15 protein-coding genes are annotated in these 17773 nt (G+C 73.2%); 6 read left to right on the top strand and 9 right to left on the bottom strand.

All coding sequences use genetic code 11. From position 1 onward, the window contains the following. Positions 1-4 precede the first annotated feature (4 nt). Positions 5-1369, top strand: coding sequence for an MFS transporter (locus ACH47Z_RS03605; RefSeq protein WP_399070053.1), 1365 nt, complete (start codon positions 5-7; stop codon positions 1367-1369). Between the two features lie 6 nt (positions 1370-1375). Here ACH47Z_RS03605 and ACH47Z_RS03600 read toward each other — a convergent pair whose 3' ends face one another. From ACH47Z_RS03600 to ACH47Z_RS03585, 4 genes are all read right to left on the bottom strand, one after another. Next, on the bottom strand, positions 1376-2413 hold the full coding sequence (locus ACH47Z_RS03600; protein WP_399070051.1) for a rod shape-determining protein: 1038 nt from the start codon (positions 2411-2413) through the stop codon (positions 1376-1378). A 144-nt stretch (positions 2414-2557) separates the two neighbouring features. After that, positions 2558-2926, bottom strand: coding sequence for a CU044_2847 family protein (locus tag ACH47Z_RS03595; RefSeq protein ID WP_399070049.1), 369 nt, complete (start codon positions 2924-2926; stop codon positions 2558-2560). A gap of 17 nt (positions 2927-2943) precedes the next feature. Next, positions 2944-4503: a carboxyl transferase domain-containing protein gene (locus ACH47Z_RS03590; protein ID WP_399070047.1), complete on the bottom strand. Its 1560-nt coding sequence runs from the start codon at positions 4501-4503 to the stop codon at positions 2944-2946. Next, positions 4496-5983 (bottom strand): acyl-CoA synthetase, encoded by a 1488-nt coding sequence (locus ACH47Z_RS03585; RefSeq protein WP_399070045.1) that lies wholly within the window; start codon positions 5981-5983, stop codon positions 4496-4498. The genes ACH47Z_RS03590 and ACH47Z_RS03585 overlap by 8 nt, the downstream gene beginning before the upstream one ends. 114 nt (positions 5984-6097) lie before the next feature. Here ACH47Z_RS03585 and ACH47Z_RS03580 point away from each other — a divergent pair, with 114 nt between their 5' ends. Then, positions 6098-6982, top strand: a complete 885-nt coding sequence (locus tag ACH47Z_RS03580; protein WP_399070043.1) for a RimK family alpha-L-glutamate ligase — start codon at positions 6098-6100, stop codon at positions 6980-6982. On the opposite strand, the gene ACH47Z_RS03575 is transcribed toward ACH47Z_RS03580, so the two are convergent. After that, entirely contained in the window at positions 6972-7874 is a 903-nt protein-coding gene (locus ACH47Z_RS03575) for a LysR family transcriptional regulator (RefSeq protein WP_399070041.1), read from the bottom strand. The genes ACH47Z_RS03580 and ACH47Z_RS03575 overlap by 11 nt on opposite strands. A gap of 97 nt (positions 7875-7971) precedes the next feature. On the opposite strand from ACH47Z_RS03575, the gene ACH47Z_RS03570 reads away from it, so the two are divergent. Further along, positions 7972-8802: an oxidoreductase gene (locus ACH47Z_RS03570; protein WP_399070039.1), complete on the top strand. Its 831-nt coding sequence runs from the start codon at positions 7972-7974 to the stop codon at positions 8800-8802. 1 nt (position 8803) lies between these two features. On the opposite strand, the gene ACH47Z_RS03565 is transcribed toward ACH47Z_RS03570, so the two are convergent. Continuing rightward, entirely contained in the window at positions 8804-9364 is a 561-nt protein-coding gene (locus ACH47Z_RS03565; protein WP_399070037.1) for a hypothetical protein, read from the bottom strand. Between the two features lie 145 nt (positions 9365-9509). Between ACH47Z_RS03565 and ACH47Z_RS03560 the strand changes: the two genes are divergently transcribed. Then, positions 9510-10283 (top strand): IclR family transcriptional regulator, encoded by a 774-nt coding sequence (locus tag ACH47Z_RS03560; RefSeq protein WP_399070035.1) that lies wholly within the window; start codon positions 9510-9512, stop codon positions 10281-10283. Next, the gene (locus ACH47Z_RS03555; protein ID WP_399070033.1) at positions 10280-11152 is read left to right on the top strand and encodes an SMP-30/gluconolactonase/LRE family protein; all 873 of its coding nucleotides are present in this window, start codon (positions 10280-10282) and stop codon (positions 11150-11152) included. Before ACH47Z_RS03560 ends, ACH47Z_RS03555 begins: the two co-directional genes overlap by 4 nt. A gap of 6 nt (positions 11153-11158) precedes the next feature. Here ACH47Z_RS03555 and ACH47Z_RS03550 read toward each other — a convergent pair whose 3' ends face one another. Both ACH47Z_RS03550 and ACH47Z_RS03545 read right to left on the bottom strand, forming a co-directional pair. Next, positions 11159-12394, bottom strand: a complete 1236-nt coding sequence (locus ACH47Z_RS03550; protein ID WP_399070031.1) for an MAB_1171c family putative transporter — start codon at positions 12392-12394, stop codon at positions 11159-11161. Next, the gene (locus ACH47Z_RS03545; protein ID WP_399070029.1) at positions 12394-13002 is read right to left on the bottom strand and encodes a toxin-antitoxin system, toxin component family protein; all 609 of its coding nucleotides are present in this window, start codon (positions 13000-13002) and stop codon (positions 12394-12396) included. Before ACH47Z_RS03545 ends, ACH47Z_RS03550 begins: the two co-directional genes overlap by 1 nt. Before the next feature lie 293 nt (positions 13003-13295). On the opposite strand from ACH47Z_RS03545, the gene ACH47Z_RS03540 reads away from it, so the two are divergent. Next, positions 13296-14816 carry an alpha-N-arabinofuranosidase gene (locus ACH47Z_RS03540; RefSeq protein ID WP_399070028.1) on the top strand — a complete coding sequence of 507 codons (1521 nt, stop codon included), beginning with the start codon at positions 13296-13298 and terminating at the stop codon, positions 14814-14816. Here the strand turns inward: ACH47Z_RS03540 and ACH47Z_RS03535 are convergent. After that, the gene (locus ACH47Z_RS03535) at positions 14803-17763 is read right to left on the bottom strand and encodes a beta-galactosidase (protein ID WP_399070026.1); all 2961 of its coding nucleotides are present in this window, start codon (positions 17761-17763) and stop codon (positions 14803-14805) included. The genes ACH47Z_RS03540 and ACH47Z_RS03535 overlap by 14 nt on opposite strands. Between the last annotated feature and the right edge of the window lie 10 nt (positions 17764-17773).

The raw sequence follows: 17773 nt of genomic DNA, 5'->3' as shown, positions 1-17773 counted from the left end.
CCGCATGACCACCGTCGATCCCCTCCGCAGACCGTCCGCGCCGGCCGGCACCGTCCCCCGCCCCACCTCCCGGCTCGCCTTCGCCGGGATCGCCACCGGGAATCTGCTCGTCCTGCTGGACACCTCGATCCTCAACGTCGCCGTACCCGACATCCAGACCTCGCTGCGGCCGGGCGCGGCCGTGCTGCCGTGGACCGTGGACGCGTACACCGTCGTCTTCGCCGGGCTGCTGCTGGCCGGTGGTGTGATCGCCGACCGGTGGGGTGCGCGGCGGGTGTACGCCGTGGCGCTCGGGTTGTTCGCCGTGCTGTCCGTGGCGTGTGCGCTCGCGCCCGGTGCGGGGGCCCTGATCGCCGGGCGGGCGCTGCTCGGGGCCGCGGGGGCCGGACTGGTGCCCGCCTCCCTGGCGCTGCTCATCCACCTGTATCCCGACCCCGCCCGCCGTACCCGCGCCATCGGCTCCTGGTCCGCGCTCGCCGGGCTGGGGGCCGCCGCCGGGCCCGTGCTCGGCGGCGCGCTGGTCGAACTCGGCGGCTGGCGGCTGGTGTTCCTCGTCAACCCGCCCCTCGCCCTGGCCGCGCTGCTCCTCGCCCGCCGGCTGCCCGCGCCGCCCGTACGGGCCGCCCGTGCCCTGGACCGGCCGGGGCTCCTGCTGTCCACCGCCGGTCTGGGCCTGCTCACCTTCGGGCTGGTCGAGGCCGGCATCGAGGGCTGGGGAGCGGCGCGTGCCCTGCTGCCGCTCGGCGCCGCGCTCGTCTGCTTCGTCGCGGTGGCCGTCGTGGAGCGCCGGGTCGCCGCCCCGGTGCTGCCGCCCGCGCTGCTCGCCCTGCCGCGGGTGCGGTCCGCGATGGTCGCCGCCGCGGTGTCCTGCTTCGCCTACTTCGGCGGCATGTACCTGCTCGCCGTATGGCTCCAGCGCACCTACGACCTGACCCCGTTGCGCGCCGGACTGGCCACGTTGCCGCTGGCCTTCCCGGTGTGCGTGATGCCGTTCTTCACCGGGCGGCTCGTGGCCCGCCACGGCCCCCGCCCCGTCCTGCTGACCGGCATGTCCGCCACCGTCGCCGCCGGCGTGCTGCTGGCCTGCGCGGTGGGTCACCGTCCGGCGCTGCCGCTGATCGTCGCCGCCGAGCTGGCGCTCGCCGCGGCCGGCACGCTGTCCATTCCCGGTGCGGCGGCCGCGGTGGCCGTCGCGGCGCCGCCCGAGTACGCCGCGACGAGTCAGGGCGCGCTCAACGGCATCCGGCAGGCCGGGTCCGCGCTGGGGGTCGCCGTGCTGGGCACGCTGGGGGCCCTCGCCGCGTCCGGCTACCTGCTCATAGGGGTGGGGGCGATCGCGGTACTGCTGGTCGGGAGGACCGAGCGCTGAGGCCGCTCAGGCGGCCAGCGGGCTCAGCATCAGCGGCTCGATCCGGCCCTCCAGCATTTCGCCCATGCCCTGGGCCACGCAGATGTCGGGCCGCTCGGCGATGTGCACCGGCATCCCGGTGGCCTGCCGCAGCATCTGGTCGAAGCCGGGCAGCAGCGCGGAGCCGCCGACCATCATGATCCCGCGGTCGGCGAGGTCGGCCACCAGGTCGGGCGGGCAGGCGCGCAGTACCTTGCCGATGCCGTCCAGGACGGCGGTCAGCGGGGTCTGGATCGCGTCGCGTACGGCGGCGGTGTCGACCTGGACGCTGCGCGCGAGCCCGGTGGCCACGTCCCGGCCGTGGATCTCCGTGGAGGCCGGGCCCTGCGGAGTGAGCCCGTTGCCGGACAGGGCCAGTTGCAGCGGCCGTACCGACTGGCTGGGCAGCATCAGCTCGTGCTCGTGCCGCAGGTGCTGCACGATCGCGTGGTCCACGGCCTCGCCGCCCACCGGGATCCGCTCGGCGGTGACGATCGAGCCGAGGGAGAGGACCGCGACCTGGGTGGCCGCCGCCCCGCACACCATGATCATGGTGGCCTCCGGACGTTCGACCGGCAGCCCGCACCCCACGGCGGCGGCGATCAGCGTGTCCACCAGCTCGACCTTGCGCGCCCCCAGCCCCACCAGCGTCTCGATGGTCGCCCGCGTGGCCAGCGGATCGGCGTCGTGCGGGGTGCAGGCCGCCGCGCGCAGCCGGAGATTACGGCGCAGGGCCCGGCGCATCTTGTCGCCGAGCAGCTGGCGCAGCATCCGCTGGGCCATCTCGATGTCGACCACCGTGCCCCCGGAGACGGGCCGGACGACCCTGATGTAGCTCGGCGTGCGGCCCGTCATCTTCTCCGCGAACTCGCCGACGGCGATCAGCGCGCCGGTACGGGTGTTCACGGCGGCGGCCGACGGCTGGTCGACGACGAGACCGGCGCCCTTCACATAGACCCGGGTGCGGGCGGCGCCCAGGTCGACGGCGAAGTGGCAGCGGCGCAACTGCTCCAGACTGACGGTCACGGCGAACCTCCCGGGTGCGCGGGCCTTGGTGCGCCCGGCCGGTTGGCGGGCCTCTCACACTGCATCCTGCGCGGGCCGCGAGGGCGGGCGCCTGCTGGAGGGGGCCGGGTGGGGTGCCGCTGAATGGGGGGTTTGCGGCGCGGCTCACCGGTCGGTGGTGGACTCCGGGCCCGATTCCCCACTCGGCGCGTGTCCGGCCTGCGGCGTCCAGCTCAGCCGGACCACCAGCTGGCCCTCCGCCGTGCCCTTGGCGATGACCGCGCCGGCCTCCGCGGTCAGCTTCACACCGAACTCCAGCTCCACGGAGTCGGGGCGCAGGCTGCCGTCGCGGAAGACCCGCAGGGCCGCATGGGCGGCGGCGCGGACGTGATCGAGCGCGTCCTCGAACGTGCGCGCGGCCCGGTCCACCGTGTCCTCGCCGCGCGAGACGGGCCGGTTCCCGCCCGCCCCGTCCGCGGTCTCCACGCGTACGACGGCCCCGTCCTCGGTGGTGAACTCCACCAGTCTGCTCATGCGTCCCCCTTCGAGATTCATTCGGGCGGTGGGGATGAGGTGACCTGGACCTGGGCGATCCCCCGGATCACCCCCAGCTCCACCAGGTCCTGCGGCCGGATCCGCAGGTGCTCGGCGGTCGCCTCCACCTCCTCCTGCGGGCGTTTGAGGATGGCCGCCGCCAGTTCCGGGGCGATGACGGAGAAGTAACTGTCCGGCGTGGCCCAGGTGTTGCCCGGTGCGGCCAGCGCCAGGGCGCCGCCGGAGCCGCCCTCGCCGATGACCAGGGTGGTGACGGGGACGCGGGCGGCGGCCACCGCGCCGAAGACCTCGGCGATCGCCGGGCCGGCCCCCTGCCGCTCGGCCTCCGCGTCGTTCGCGGCGCCCGGGGTGTCCACCAGGGTCAGCACCGGGATCCCCAGCCGGTCCGCGAGCCGGATCAGCCGGGCGGCGGTGCGGTACCCGGCGGGCCGGGTCGCCGCCCCGGTCTGCGCGGCGTAGGCCACGGTACGACCGTCCCGCTCGCCGAACCCGCAGAGCATGCCCTCGGTGTCCGTACCGCCGCACCGGTCACCGCTGAGAGCGACCCGGTGAGCGAAGTAGGCGTCCAGGTAGGCCTGAGCGCGGGGGCGTTCGGGGGCGCGGGCACGCTGGACGGCGTCCCAGCCGGTGGCGGGCAGCCCGGTGTCGCCCAGGGCATGGGGAACGGGGGCGGGGGCGATGCGGGACTCGCGTGCGTCCCGCGCCCCGGCGGGCGGCGCGCCCTGATCAGCGACGGTGTCTCCGCCGCCCACGGCGCCGGCTGCGTGGGGTCCGGGCAGCCCGCCGCCGCAGCCGCTCGCGCCCGCATCCCCGAAGAGGCCGGCGGCGTCAGCGGGTTCCGCCGTGGTGTCGGCGGCCGTGCTGCGCTGTCCGGCCGCCCTGCCGGTCAGCAGCCGCAGCCACGCCCCCAGCACCCCCTTCAGCTCCTCCGGCGCCACCACCGCGTCGGCCGCGCCCGCCGCCACCTGGGCCTCCGCCGTGTACGCCGTCGGGTCGGCGTCCGCCGGGCGTACCCGGGAGCCGGCGAAGCCAACCTGGGCGTCCGGGAGGGCCAGGACGACGTCAGCGCCCGCGCCGAGGGTGGCCCAGCCGCCGCCCGTCGTCGGGTCCCGCAGGACCGCGATCTGCGGCAGGCCGGCCTCCCTCGTGAGCGCCGACTGGCGGGCCACGCGCTGGAGTTGGGTGAGGGCGAGCATGCCCTCCTGCATCCGGCTGCCCCCGGTCGCGACCAACGGCACGACCGGCAGCCGGTGTTCCCGGGCGTGGCCGTACGCCGCCTCCAGGCGGTCGCCGGTGCGCTCGCCCAGGGAGCCGCCGAGGTAGCCGAACTCGAAGGCGATCAGTACGGCCGGGGTGCCGTCGACGCGGGCGGTGCCGCAGACGACGGACTCCTCCTCGCCGGTGCGGGCGGCGGCGCGGGCGCGCGAGGCGTCGTAGCCCTGCCAGGCGAGGGGGCCTTCCGGTTTCGACTCCCTTGCGGGGGAGGGGAGTTCGGCGAAGGTGCCGGGGTCCGTGACCAGGGCCAGGATCTCCCTCGCCGAGCGCCGCTCAGGCATCGGCCACCAGCGCGCGCTTCATGATCTTGCCCATGTCGTTGCGGGGGAGGGCGTCCAGGTAGCGGACGACGCGGGGGCGCTTGTGCGGGGCGAGCCGCTGTGCCACGTGGTCGGCCAACTCCTCGGCGCCGGGCGGGGTTTCGGGGTCCGCCGGGACGATCCAGGCCACGATCCGCTCGCCCAGGTCGGCGTCCGGCTCGCCGGTGACGGCGGCCTCCCGTACCCCCGGATGCTCCAGCAGCGCGTTCTCGATCTCCCCGGCCCCGATCTTGTACCCGCCGCTCTTGATCAGGTCGGTGGCCTTACGGCCCACGATCCGCACATACCCGTCGCTCTCGCGCACGGCCATGTCCCCGGTCCGGAACCAGCCGTCGGCGGTGTAGGCGGCGGCCGTGGCGTCGGGCCGGTTCAGGTACTCGGTGAACAGGTTCGGCCCGCGCACCTGGATCTCGCCGACGCTCTCCCCGTCGTACGCGGCGATCGGCGTCCCGTCCTCCTCCACGAGCCGCAGCTCCACGCCCGGCAGCGGCACGCCGACGGTCCCGGGCCGCGCCTCCCCGTCCGCACGGACGCTGGTGTTCATCAGGGTCTCGGTCATGCCGTACCGCTCGATGACCCGGCGCCCGGTCGCCGCCGCGATCCGCTCGTGGTCGTGCACGGGCAGCGCGGCCGAGCCCGACACCAGCAGCCGGGCCCGCCCGAGCGCCTTGGCCAGCGCGGGGTCGTCGGGCAGGGCCTCGGCGATGCGGTGGTACATCGTCGGCACGCCGAACAGCATGGTCGCGCCGTCGTTCAGCTCGCGCGCGACACCCTCGGTGCCGAACCGCCCCAGGTGCCGGACGCTGCCGCCGCGCCGCAGCGGGCCGAGAATGCCCAGCACGAGCCCGTGCACATGGAACAGGGGCAGCCCGTGCACCAGCACATCGTCCCCGGTCCACTGCCAGGCGTCGGCGATGGCGTCGAGCGTGGTCGCGAGGGCCCGGCGGGACAGGACGGCACCCTTGGGCGGGCCGGTGGTGCCGGAGGTGTAGACGATCAGGGCGGGGGCCGAGTCCGGGACCTCGGTGTCGGTGGCGGTCCCGGTGGCGGACGCGTCCACGTCGATCCGGGTCAGGTCACCGAGCCCGGCGGGCAGTTCGGCACCCGGCGCGGCCAGCACCAGCGTGGGCGCGCTGTCGGAGACGATGTGCGCGAGTTCCTTCTCGCCCGACTTCGGGTTCAGCGGCACGGCGGCCGCACCGGCGAGCAGTACACCCGTCACGGCGACGGCGGTCTCCAGCTCCGGGGTGGCCCACACGGCGACCCGGTGAGCCCCGCGCAGCCGCCCGGCGAGCGCACCGGCGGCCCCCGCCAGCTCGCCGTACGTCAGAGACCGCTCACCGAATCGCAGGGCGAGTTTCCCCCAGACTTCGTCCGGGGGCACCCCCATCTCGCTGCGCTCGCCCGGACCGTCCGCCAGAGCGGGAAAGAGGGAGGACACGCGGCGCACTCCTAACTGTCGGCACTGTCGGCACCCTTCCTACCCTAGGTACCGGTTGGCCACGGTTGTTAGCCTCGCCGTGACCGAACCGTCGTCACGACAGGGAGTCCCGCCGTGCCCCGCATCGCACTCGCCACCTACGACCCCGGGGCCGAACCGCACCGGGACGACGATCTGCCGGTGCTGGTGCGGGCGCTGCTGGAGCGCGGGGTCGAGGCCGAGGCCCAGTACTGGGACGATCCGTGGGCCGACTGGGGTGGGTACGACCTGGTCCTCATACGGTCCACCTGGGACTACAGCTGGCGGGCCGCCGAGTTCGCGGACTGGGTGGAGCGGGTCGGGCGGGTGACCCGGCTCGCCAATCCGGCGGCCGTGGTGCGGTGGAGCATGGACAAGCGGTATCTGGGGGAGCTGGCGGCGGCCGGTGTGCCCACCGTGCCCACGTCCTACATCGCGCCCGGTGAGGCCGCCGAGCTGCCCGACGGCCATGAGTACGTGATCAAGCCGACCTCGGGCGCGGGGGCGCGGTTCGCCGCCCGGTACACGCCCGCCGAGCACGACACGGCCGTACGCCAGCTCGCGCGGATGCACGCCGAGGGCTTCACGGCGATGGTGCAGCCGTACGTCCGGGGCATCGAGGTCAGCGGGGAGCGGGCGCTGCAGTTCTTCGGCGGCCGCCTGCTGCACGCCAGCCGCAAGGGCGCCGTCCTCGCGCCGGGCACGCCGTACGACGCCGAGAAGGTGGCCCATCCCGACCTGGAGCGCTGGCAGCCGACGGCCGACGAACTCGCCGTCGCCGAGCGGGCGTTGGCCGCCGTACCCGATGCGCCCGAGCTGCTGTACGCCCGCGTGGACCTCGTGGACGGCGAGGACGGGACGCCCCGGCTGATGGAGCTGGAGCTGGTGGAGCCGAATCTGTTCCTGGGACTGCATCCCGGGTCGCTGGAGGATGTGGCGAAGGCGATCCTGGCGGCGGCCGGCGACGACGTCATCGGTTGACCGTCTCCCTGCACGCCTGCGCGTACGCCCTGACCAGCGGGCGGCGTTCGTCCTCCCGCCGCCAGGCCAGGGCGTAGCGGCTCGGGCCGATGCCTCGTACCGGGCGGGTGACGACTCCGCCCAGGGTGATCAGCGGGGCGTTGCCCTCGGCCACCAGGCAGATCCCGAGACCGGCGACCAGCGCCTCGTACGTCTCCTCCGCGCCGGAGATCTCCGCGCCGATCCGGGCCGGCCGGCCGGCGCGGGCGTCCAGGGCGAGCCAGTGGTCGCGCAGCCGGCCCGCGCTCTCGGGGAGGGCCAGGAACGGCTCGTCCAGTACGTCCGTGAAGTCCAGCTCCGCCTGGGCGGTGAGCGGGTGGTTCTCCGGCAGGGCGAGCAGCCGGGGCTCCTCGGCGACCACGGTCCAGTCGTAGCGCTCCTCGTCCGGCAGCGGCAGCCAGACGAAGGCGACGTCCGTCTCGCCGTCCGCCAGGCCCGCCGTCGGATCGTCCCAGGTCAGCTGGCGGAGCCGGACCGTGACCTCGGGGTGCGCGGCGGTGAAGCGGGAGCGGATGGCCGGCAGCAGTCCGCCCCGGCCGGGGCTGGTGCTCATGCCGACCACGAGCGTGCTGCGCTGGGCCGCCTTGGCCTCCTCCACGGCCGCCGCGCCCGCCTCCCATGCCGACAGTACGTTCCGGGCGTGCGGCAGCAGCGCCTCGCCCGCCGCCGTCAGCGCCACCGCGTGCTGGTCGCGCCGGAACAGCTCCGTCCCCAACTGCCGCTCCAGCGCCCGGATCTGCTTGCTCAGTGCGGGCTGTGAGACGTAGAGCTTCTCGGCGGCGCGGGTGAAGTGCAGTTCCTCGGCGACCGCGACGAAGTAGCGCAGGTCGCGTGCGTGGACGTCCATCGTCATAGCCGTTGGTTATCACCAAGGGTCTTGGACGGGCAACGGCACGTGGCAGCAGTCTGTTCGTGTCAGCGGGAACCACTGAGATCAACGGGGAGTCGTGATGAACAAGGTATGGCTGGTGACCGGGGCGACCAGCGGTTTCGGGCGGGAGATCACCGAGGCGGCCGTCGCCGCCGGTGACGTGGTGGTCGGCGCGGCCCGGCGCCCGGAGGCCCTGGACGACCTGGTGGCCGCCCACCCCGACCAGGTGGAGGCGCTCCGGCTGGACGTGACCGACACCGCCGCGATCGAGGAGGCGGTCCGGGATGTCGTGGCCCGGCACGGGCGGATCGACGTGCTGGTCAACAACGCGGGGCGTACGCATGTCGGTGCCGTCGAGGAGACCACGGAAGCGGAGCTGCGCGAGCTGTTCGACCTGCATGTCTTCGGTCCCACGGCACTCGTGCGGGCGGTGCTGCCGCACATGCGGGAGCGGCGCTCGGGCGCGGTCGTGCAGATGAGCAGCATGGGCGGGCAGATGTCCTTCGCGGGCTTCGGCGCGTACAGCGGGACGAAGTTCGCGCTGGAGGGCATCTCCGAGGCGCTCGCGGACGAGGTCGCCGAGTACGGGATCAAGGTGCTGATCGTGGAGCCGGGTGCCTTCCGGACCTCGCTGTTCCAGGCCGGCCGGGCCGGGAGCAGCGACGACAGCGGGGTGTACGCGAAGGTCGGCGAGACGCGCGCGGCCGTGGCCGGCGGTCACGGCGGCCAGCCCGGCGACCCGGCCAAGGCGGCGGCCCTCGTCCTGGCCGCGCTGGACGCGGAGCACACTCCGCTGCGGCTGCCGCTCGGCGACGACGGCGTGAGCGCGGTCCTCGGCCACCTCGACCAGGTACGGGAGGATGTCGTCGCCTGGGAGAAGCGGACCCGTGCGACGGGCTTCGACGACTGAGCTACGACGGGAGTACGGCCGTCCGCTGCAGCAGCCCCCAGGTGAACTCGGCGACGACCTCGTGCCGTACGCCCGCCCGGTCCGGCGCGGTGAAGGCGAGCCCCCAGCGGGTGGGGGCCGTGCCCTCCAGCGGGCGGGCCGGGGCGAAGGCGCGGGCGGCCTCGTCCACCGTGCAGGACCAGGGGGCGAGGTCGTCCAGGGTCTCCAGCTTCGGCGCCGGGGCGCCGGGGGCGCGTACCAGCCATTCGTTCCACACCGCCCCGTCCGGCCCGACCAGCACCTCGAAGCGCAGGTCGGGCCAGAGGGGCAGGGCCCAGCGGCGGGCCTCGCAGTCGGCGTCGCCGAGGCGGCGGGGGACCACCGATTCCGGGTCGCCGAGGACAGAGCGATAGCGGGTGGCGGCGGACCGGGACCTGGGCGAGCGGACCATCGCCTGCCAGCGCTTGTTGGCCTCCCGCATGTCCGCGATCGACGCCCCGAGGCGGTGGCGGGCGTCCTCGACCAGATCGGGATTGTGGTCGGCCATGCGGCGCAGCAGCACCAGCTGGAAGTCGACGTACATGCCCTTCATGGTGCCCGGCCCGCTCCGGACCATTGCCCGCGCACCTCCCCATGATTAGCCTGTGTTCGTCATGCCGATCGCCTGTTGATATCTCGAACATGAGGGATATCGGCCGGGCGCTTAGACCCAAGGGAGGGGGCCGGACGTGGGACGCCTCGTGCCTGCCGTGACCCGGGCTCTGGACATTCTGGAGCTGTTCCTCGACGGAGACGGGACGCTCTCCGCCCCCGACATCGTGCGCAGGCTCCAGCTGCCGCGCACCACCGTGCACGAGCTGGTCACCACGCTCGCCGCACGCTCGTACATCGTGCAGGTTCCGGGGCAGCCCGGACGTTACCGGCTCGGCGTACGCCCGTACCAGCTCGGCAGCCGCTACGCCGAGCAGCTCGACCTCGCCGCCGAGGGGCAGCAGGTGGCCCGCTCGGTCGCCGAGACCTGCGACGAGACGGTGCACGTGGCGATCCTCGAGGGCACCGACGTCATCTACATCGCCAAGGTCGACTCCACGCACGCGGTGCGCATGGTGTCCGCCGCCGGCCGCCGGCTGCCGGCCCACTGCACCTCGGTCGGCAAGATGCTGCTGGCCTCGCTGCCGCAGCCGGAGCTGACGGCGCGGATCCCGGACGACGCCGAGCTGACCGCGATGACGCCGAACAGCATCACCGACCCGGGCGCGCTGCGCGAGGCGCTGGCGGAGATCCGGCAGCGGGGGATCGCGGTGGAGAGCCGCGAGTCCAACCCGGACGTGAGCTGCGTGGCGGCGCCGGTGCGCGACCGCACGGGCCAGGTGGTCGCCGCCCTGTCCATCTCGGTGCCGATGATCCGCTGGAGCGACGAGCGCCGGGAGGAGCTGGAGCAGCTGGCCGTGAAGGGCGCGGCGGACCTGTCCGAGCGGCTGGGCCACCGGAGCGCGGAATGAGCGGGGGGCACCAGGACAGGGGATACGCGGGGTTCGAGGTCGCCGTACGGGCGGAGGCGACGCTCGGCGAGGGGCCGACGTGGGACCCGGCGACGGGGCGCCTCATCTGGCTGGACATCCTGGGCATGCGGGTCAACACGTACGACCCCGCCACGGGCCGCCGTACGGCCCGGACGACCGAGCAGCACGTGGGCGCGGCCAAGCCGCGCGCGGGCGGCGGCCTGGTGCTGAACCTCCGGGACGGCGTGGCCCTCCTGGACCCCGACGACAGCTTCCGCTGGCTGTACCACGAGCCGGTCCAGGGGCGCCGCGCGAACGACGCCGCCGTGGCGCCGGACGGGGCGCTGTGGGCGGGCACGATGCGGTACGACGAGGCGGCGGGGGGCGGCACGCTGAGCCGCCTGACCGGCGACGGTACGGCCGAGACGATCCTCCCCGACGTCACGGTCAGCAACGGCACGGGCTGGAGCCCGGACGGCCGCCTGATGTACTACGCCGACTCCCCGACCCGGCGCGTCGACGTCTTCGACTACGACGGCGAGCGGGTGACCGGCCGCCGGCCGCTGGTGGAGATCGAGGAGGGCGCGGGCTTCCCGGACGGCCTGACGGTCGACGCGGAGGGGTGTGTGTGGGTGGCCCTGTGGGACGGGGGAGGGGTGCGCCGTTACACCCCTGACGGCCGGCTGGACCGCGTGATCACCTTGCCGACGCCGCGTACGACGGCCTGCGCGTTCGGCGGCGCCGCGCTGACCGACCTGTACGTCACGACGGCTCGGGTCGGCCTGGAGTCCCCGGAACCGCTGTCGGGTTCTGTGCTGGTGATCCCGGGTGCGGGTCAGGGGCTACCCCAACCGGCATTTGCGGGCTGACGTTCCTCACTCCACAGGAGCGGCCGTGCGTACGCGCGGACCCGTCCCCGCCCGCACCGCCTCGATCTCCTCCGGCCTTCGCAGCGCACGGGAGATCGGGGCGATGTCGCGGAGCAGGTGCGTCGGGTCCGGGCCCGTCGCCGACTCGGCCGTGTCCCCGTCCGGCGTACGCCGTCTGCTGTCGATCGCGTCCAGGACGGCCACCGCCGACGCCAACGCCTGCGCGTGCTCCGGCGGGTGCCCCAGGGCGCGGGCGGTGTCGTACGCCCTGTGGCCCAGGTCCGCGTCGATGTGGCGGGTGAGCTGGAGGAGCACGTCCCGTACGAACGTCTCCCGGCGGGTCAGGCGCAGTTCCGGTGTGGCCCGGAGCATGAAGGGGACGCCGTCGCCGCTCGCGGTGCGCATCAGCTGGTACAGCGGGCGGAGTTCGCGGTGGGCGAGGCGGACGTGCCAGCGGTCGTGGAGGTACTGGCCGGCGTGCGGGAGGATGAAGCCGGCGGCGACCAGGATCGCGGAGAGCGAGGCGACCGGCGGCGCGAGGTTCGTGCTGAGCCAGTCCAGATCGTGCCCGGACCACCGCGCGCCGATGGCGGTCAGCTTGGCCGTGTTGAAGACGATGTTGAGCCAGTATCCGGCGCCCAGCAGCTTCAGCCCCCAGCGCAGCAGGGCGTCCAGCCCCTCGGTGTGCGCCCAGTTCCAGATGAGCCGCGAGGCGACCGTACAGGCCGCGCCGTGCGCGAGGAGGTACAGCAGGATCTCCTCGCGCATGAACGGCGTAGCGGCGTAGAAGGTGTCGAGGTCCCGTACGCGCTCCACCGGCGCGTCGGCGAGCAGGAACAGCAGCCACAGCGCCACGATCACCCCGGCGTACGCCGAGACCACCCACCGCACCGCCCGCCGGGTCGCGGCCGAGCGGTCGGACAGGCCGTTGCGCCAGGTCACGATCAGCAGCAGGCCGGAGGCGGACATCGCGGTGATGAGCGAATAGCACCAGGGCGCCGAGAAGTTGGGCACGCCGGTCAGCCGGTTGACCCGGTGGATCGTGGACGGCGAGCAGAACACGAACACCGCGCAGGCGAGCAGCAGCAGCCCGCCGACCGCGCGCAGCAGCGGGTCCCGCCACAGCCGGATGATCGTGGGCAGCTTGAGCACCAGCGCGGCGGTGAGCACGGCGGTGGGGATCCAGAAGGAGATGTAGAACTCGCCGAGGAACTCCGAGGGGTCGAACGCCAGCTGTCTCACTACGCGGCGCCTCCACGTCCGCGATATCCGAGGACCCGCTGGACGGGATCCAGCGGGGTGGGGCGGGCACCGGAAGTGCCGGAGAGCCGGTTGCGGAAGAGCGTGGCCAGGCGGTGGCCGAAGTCGTCCGCCTCGGCCTCGTCGGTCTCCCGGGAGCCGTTGCGGGCGGCCACCGTGAGCGCCGCCTCCCGCCAGCCGGGCTCGTCGGCGAGGGCGCGGGCGGCCGCGTCGTCGGCCAGGTGGTGGTGCCGGTGCCCGGCGTGCAGGTGCCACAACTCGTGGCCCAGGATGACCAGTTGCTGGACCGACTCGGCTCGCTCCTCCACGATCACCAGGTCGAAGTCGACGAACTCCACCCACAGGCCGGTGACTTCGAGCTCGTCCGGGAAGCGTTCGAAGCGCAGCTCCACCGGCCGTCCGCCGCGTCGCGCGCTCATCTCCTCGCACAGGGCCCGGCACAACTCCCGTACTCCGTCCGGCGGCCGGGGCCGGGCGCGGACGGCGGCGGCCAGGTCGCGGGCCAGCAGGCGCATCGCCCAGCCCGGCCGGGAGGGGCGCAGCCATGCGGTCAGGCGTGCCGCCTGCTCACGCGCGCCCGCGATGCCCATCGCCTCCCCTTCCGCTGGACAGAGCCTACGCGTCCGGGAGTGTCCCCGTCATGAGATGCGATGACCGTGGTCAAAGAGAAAACCACCTATGGGCTTGTGTCCCACCCATTGACGCGGAAGCGCTTCGAATCTACGGTCCCGTTCGAAGTTACGAGCGTTATTCGATATGCCGAACAATCACCTGCAAGATCCGCGTCGAACGACGCGAACGACAACGGCACCCCGAAGCTGGGCCTGAACGAGCTGAGCCGGCGTGCCGGATGGCCTGTTGTGAAGTAACCCGGAGGGACCCCATGAGCAAGAGCACCGCCCGCTTCACCCTCGACCCCGCCTTCACCGTCGGCGAGGTCAACGCCCGTATCTTCGGATCCTTCGTCGAACACCTCGGCCGCTGCGTCTACACCGGCATCTACGAACCCGGGCACCCCTCCGCAGACGAGGCCGGACTGCGCACCGACGTACTGGAGTTGGTCCGCGAACTCGGCGTCACCGCCTTCCGTTACCCCGGCGGCAACTTCGTCTCCGGCTACAAGTGGGAGGACTCGGTCGGCCCCGCCGAAAGCCGCCCCCGCCGCCTCGACCTGGCCTGGCACTCGACGGAGTCGAACCGCTTCGGCCTCTCCGAGTACATCGCGTTCCTGAAGAAGGTCGGCCCGCAGGCCGAGCCGATGATGGCCGTGAACCTCGGGACGAGAGGCGTGGCCGAGGCCCTCGAACTCCAGGAGTACGCCAACCACCCCTCCGGCACCGCCCTCTCCGACCTCCGTGCCACCCACGGCGACAAGGAACCCTTCGGCATCAGGCTCTGGTGCCTGGGCAACGAGATGGACGGCCCCTGGCAGACGGGTCACAAGACCGCCACCGAATACGGCCGGCTCGCGGCCGAGACCGCGCGGGCCATGCGTCAGCAGGACCCCGGCGTCGAGCTGGTCGCCTGCGGCTCCTCCAGCCAGTCCATGCCGACCTTCGCCGAGTGGGAGGCGACGGTCCTCCAGGAGGCGTACGACCTGGTCGACTACATCTCGCTCCACGCCTACTACGAACCCACCGACGGCGACATCGACTCCTTCCTCGCCTCGGCCGTCGACATGGAGTCCTTCATCGAGAACGTGGTCGCGACCGCCGACCACGTGGGCGCGCGCCTCAAGTCCAAGAAGAAGATCAACCTCTCCTTCGACGAGTGGAACGTCTGGTACCTCTCCCGCTGGGAGGAGCACGCCAAGACGTTCGAGCAGTCCGACTGGCCGGAGGCGCCCCGGCTGCTGGAGGACAACTACAGCGTCACCGACGCCGTCGTCTTCGGCTCGCTCCTCATCGCCCTGCTCCGGCACGCCGACCGGGTCACCGTCGCCTGCCTCGCCCAGCTGGTCAACGTGATCGCGCCGATCATGACCGAGCCGGGCGGCCCGGCCTGGCGGCAGACGACGTTCTTCCCGTTCGCGCAGGCCTCGAAGTACGGCCGGGGCGAGGTGCTGGACGTACGGGTGGACTCGCCGACGTACGAGACGAAGAAGTACGGCGAGACGGACCTGCTGCACGCCACGGCGGTCCGCGCGGCCGACGGCACGGTCACGGTGTTCGCCGTCAACCGTAGCCGTACCGCGGCCCTGCCCCTCGAAGTGGCCCTCATCGGGCTGGAGTTGACGACCGTCACCGAGCACAGCGCGCTCGCGGACGCCGACCCCGACGCCCGCAACACCCTGGAGGACCCCGAGCGGGTCGCCCCGCACCAGGTCGAGGGCACCGCCGTGGCGGACGGCACCCTCACCGCCGTACTGGAACCGCTGTCCTGGAACGTGATCAGACTGGCGTGACCGGCAGTCCGCCGCTCGCGCTGCCGAGCAGCGTCAGACGTACGGACCCGGGGCCCGACAGCGTGGTGAGTTCCGACAGGACCGCCAGCGCGAGGGTGTTGGTGCCCCGGGTGCGCAGGACGCCGTTCGGCAGGACGAAGGTGTGCTGCGGGCCGACGTCGTTGATGTACTGGCCCATGTTCCAGCCGTTGAGGAAGATCTGGGCCCGGTACTTCCGGTACCGGTCGTCCTCCAGGGTCAGGCCGATCGACGCGTCGACGTCGGCCGGCACCGACAGCCGGAAGCTGGTCCGGTACCAGGTCACGCCCTGGTACCGGACGTCCCGCGGGAAGCTCACCGGCTCCCAGTCGCGGTCCCGGCCGTCCGGCAGATGCCAGCCCTCCCGCTCGCCGTACAGGCCGCCGTTGTTCATCGGCCCGCGCACGGGGTCCGGGGCCGTCTCGCCCTGGATCCGCCAACTCACCTTCGGCGCGGCCCCCTTGAAGGCGGCCGACACAAGCCCCCTCGCCGCCTTGTGCGTGTCCCGCCCACCGCCGTCCTGGTCGTGCTGCATACGCCGGACGAGCACGGACAGCACATGCCGGCCGGGCGAGCGCAACGCCTCGCGCACCGGGAAGGCGGCCGTGGCGGTCCAACTCCCCTGCCGGACAGTCGTGTTCCTGTCCGGGACGGGCATCCGGTGGGTGCCCAGCGGATCGCCGTCCAGCCAGGCCATCAACAGCCCCTGTGTGCCGCTGCCGTAGGCGAGGGAGATCTCCTCCAGGTCGCTGGAGTCGGTGAAGGTGCCCCGGTACCAGACGTCTCCGTAATGGAAGCCGTAGTCGTCGGCGAAGAGCACCGGCCCGCCGTCCGGGACGGCGGTGGTGCTGAACGACGTCGTACGGTCGGCGACCTGCCAGCGGGAGTCGTCGAAGCCGGGCCCGGCCTCCGGGTTCTCCCTGCGCATCCGCCAGCCGCCCAGCGCGGGCAGCCGCACCTCGGGCACGGCCGGCACCAGACCCGTGGTCATCAGGCTGCCGGACAGGGTCACCCGGGTGGGCAGGGTGCGCCCGTTCCACACCAGGGTGTCGACCCCGCGCGGGGCCCACACCTCGACGGCCGTCGTGTCGGTGACGTCGCCGGTCAAGTGGACGACCGAGCCCCGCACTTCGGCGTGGCGCAGCAGCGCCGGGCCGTAGACCAGCAGCGTCCCGGACGGGGTGTCGTACGGGAAGAGGCGTACGGCGGTGGTGTCGTCGCCGAAGAGGAGGACCAGCGGGGTGTCGCTGCCGCCCTTCTGCACCAGGACCCGGGTCAGCCCGCCGTCGCCGAGGGGGCTGGTCACCCGCAGCTCGTCGATCTCGTCGTAGACCCAGGCGGCCTCCGGGGCCAGCCGCATGACGGACGGCTCCTCCGGGCTCTTCAGCACCAGCTCGACCATGTCGTCCGTGCGGCCCGTGAACAGGGCGACGTCCTGCCGCCCGGCCGTCAGGCAGAAGACGGGCTGGGCGGTGGAGTACTTGAGCGTCCGCTCGCCGAGCTTCAGCCCGGTCGTCAGCAGCCGGGCGTCCTTGCCGGGCACGGTGATGCGCAGATCGCCGGCGTCGGTGGACAGGGAGGTGGTGACCGGGTCCGTGCCGTCGTTGCGGGCGACGTAGACATGGGCGCCGGTGTCGGGGTTGGTCAGGTGGTAGACCTTCAGCCCCTTCGCGGTGACCGCCTCCGCCCGGTCCAGCTTGGCGAAGTCGGGCACGCGCTGGAGGAGATGGCCGAGCTGGTGCATCGGCGCGATCTTCGCCGTGACGTTCCGGGCCTCGTCGATGGCGGCGCCGTAGTCGTACGACGTGTAGACGACGGGCGCGGGCAGCCAGCCCCAGGAGGTCCCGCCGAAGGTCATGTAGACGTTGTGGAGCGTGAGCCCGTTGGCGAGGTTGGTCAGATAGAACCGCCGCTCGTACGCCGCGTCCCGCGTCCGCCGGGACTCGGCGTACCCCTTGCCGTCGAACCAGGCCCCGCCCCACGGATCGAACCAGCCACCCCCGAACTCGGGCACGAACCCGGGCGTGGAGGGAGAGGCACCGGCCCCTCCCTTCGCGCCACCCGGCCCGAAGGTCCCCCAGTCCGGCGGGGTGCCGGTGGGCGACGGATACCCGTCGAACCCGTACAGCCAGCCGCCCGACTCCCCGCCGGTGTCGAACGACCCGGGCACCCAGTACCCGTTCCGCCCCTTGTCATTGTGGAAGAGGGGTACGTCGATGCCGTCGGCGCGCACCTTCTTGTACAGGTGGGACATGTACCGCCGCCCGGTGTCGTCCCCGGCGTGGGCGTCGTACTCGTTCTCGATCTGGTAGAGCAGGACCGTGCCGGTGCCCTGGGTGAAGAGGTGCTTGCGCGCGATCCGGTTGACGGCTGTCAGCCACGCGTCGACGTACGACAGATAGGTCGGATCGTCGGTCCGCGCGGTCCCCTTGGTCGCCGTGAGCCAGCCGGGGAAGCCGCCGCCGTCGACCTCGGCGTTGATGTACGGCCCGGGGCGCAGGATGACGTACAGCCCGGTCTCGGTGGCCATGCGCAGGAAGAGATCGAGGTCCCGGACGCCGGAGAAGTCATGGACGCCGGGTGCGGGGGAGTGGTAGTTCCAGGCGACGTAGATGCTGACGGCGTTGTACCCGTGCGCCCGCATCTTCTGGAGGATGTCCCGCCACAGCGACGGACTCGGCAGCCGGAAGGGATGGAACTCCCCGGACCAGACGACTACCCGCATGCCGTCCACGAGCAGCGAGTACCGGTCGTAGCCGATGGTGTGCCGCTCGCCGTCGGCCCGGGGCGGCAGGGGCGCCGGGCCGGTCGGCACACTGGCGCGCGCCGCGAACGCCGAGGGCGCGCCGGGGCCGCCGCTGCCGCCCAGGCCGAGCCCGAGCGCGGCAGAGCCGGCCAGGGCACTGAAGGTACGTCTGCTGAGCGCCAAGGTGGATCCT

The organism is Streptomyces sp. NPDC020192, from assembly GCF_044388685.1.
GTDB lineage: Bacteria > Actinomycetota > Actinomycetes > Streptomycetales > Streptomycetaceae > Streptomyces.
This window is presented reverse-complemented; position numbering and strand designations above follow the sequence as displayed.

Coding starts and splice junctions, on each gene's coding strand:
- ACH47Z_RS03570 (WP_399070039.1), top strand. CDS start 7,972: ATGAACAAGGTATGGCTGGTGACCGGGGCGACCAGCGGTTTCGGGCGG.
- ACH47Z_RS03555 (WP_399070033.1), top strand. CDS start 10,280: ATGAGCGGGGGGCACCAGGACAGGGGATACGCGGGGTTCGAGGTCGCC.
- ACH47Z_RS03575 (WP_399070041.1), bottom strand. CDS start 7,874: ATGACGATGGACGTCCACGCACGCGACCTGCGCTACTTCGTCGCGGTC.
- ACH47Z_RS03595 (WP_399070049.1), bottom strand. CDS start 2,926: ATGAGCAGACTGGTGGAGTTCACCACCGAGGACGGGGCCGTCGTACGC.
- ACH47Z_RS03590 (WP_399070047.1), bottom strand. CDS start 4,503: ATGCCTGAGCGGCGCTCGGCGAGGGAGATCCTGGCCCTGGTCACGGAC.
- ACH47Z_RS03605 (WP_399070053.1), top strand. CDS start 5: ATGACCACCGTCGATCCCCTCCGCAGACCGTCCGCGCCGGCCGGCACC.
- ACH47Z_RS03540 (WP_399070028.1), top strand. CDS start 13,296: ATGAGCAAGAGCACCGCCCGCTTCACCCTCGACCCCGCCTTCACCGTC.
- ACH47Z_RS03545 (WP_399070029.1), bottom strand. CDS start 13,002: ATGGGCATCGCGGGCGCGCGTGAGCAGGCGGCACGCCTGACCGCATGG.
- ACH47Z_RS03565 (WP_399070037.1), bottom strand. CDS start 9,364: ATGTACGTCGACTTCCAGCTGGTGCTGCTGCGCCGCATGGCCGACCAC.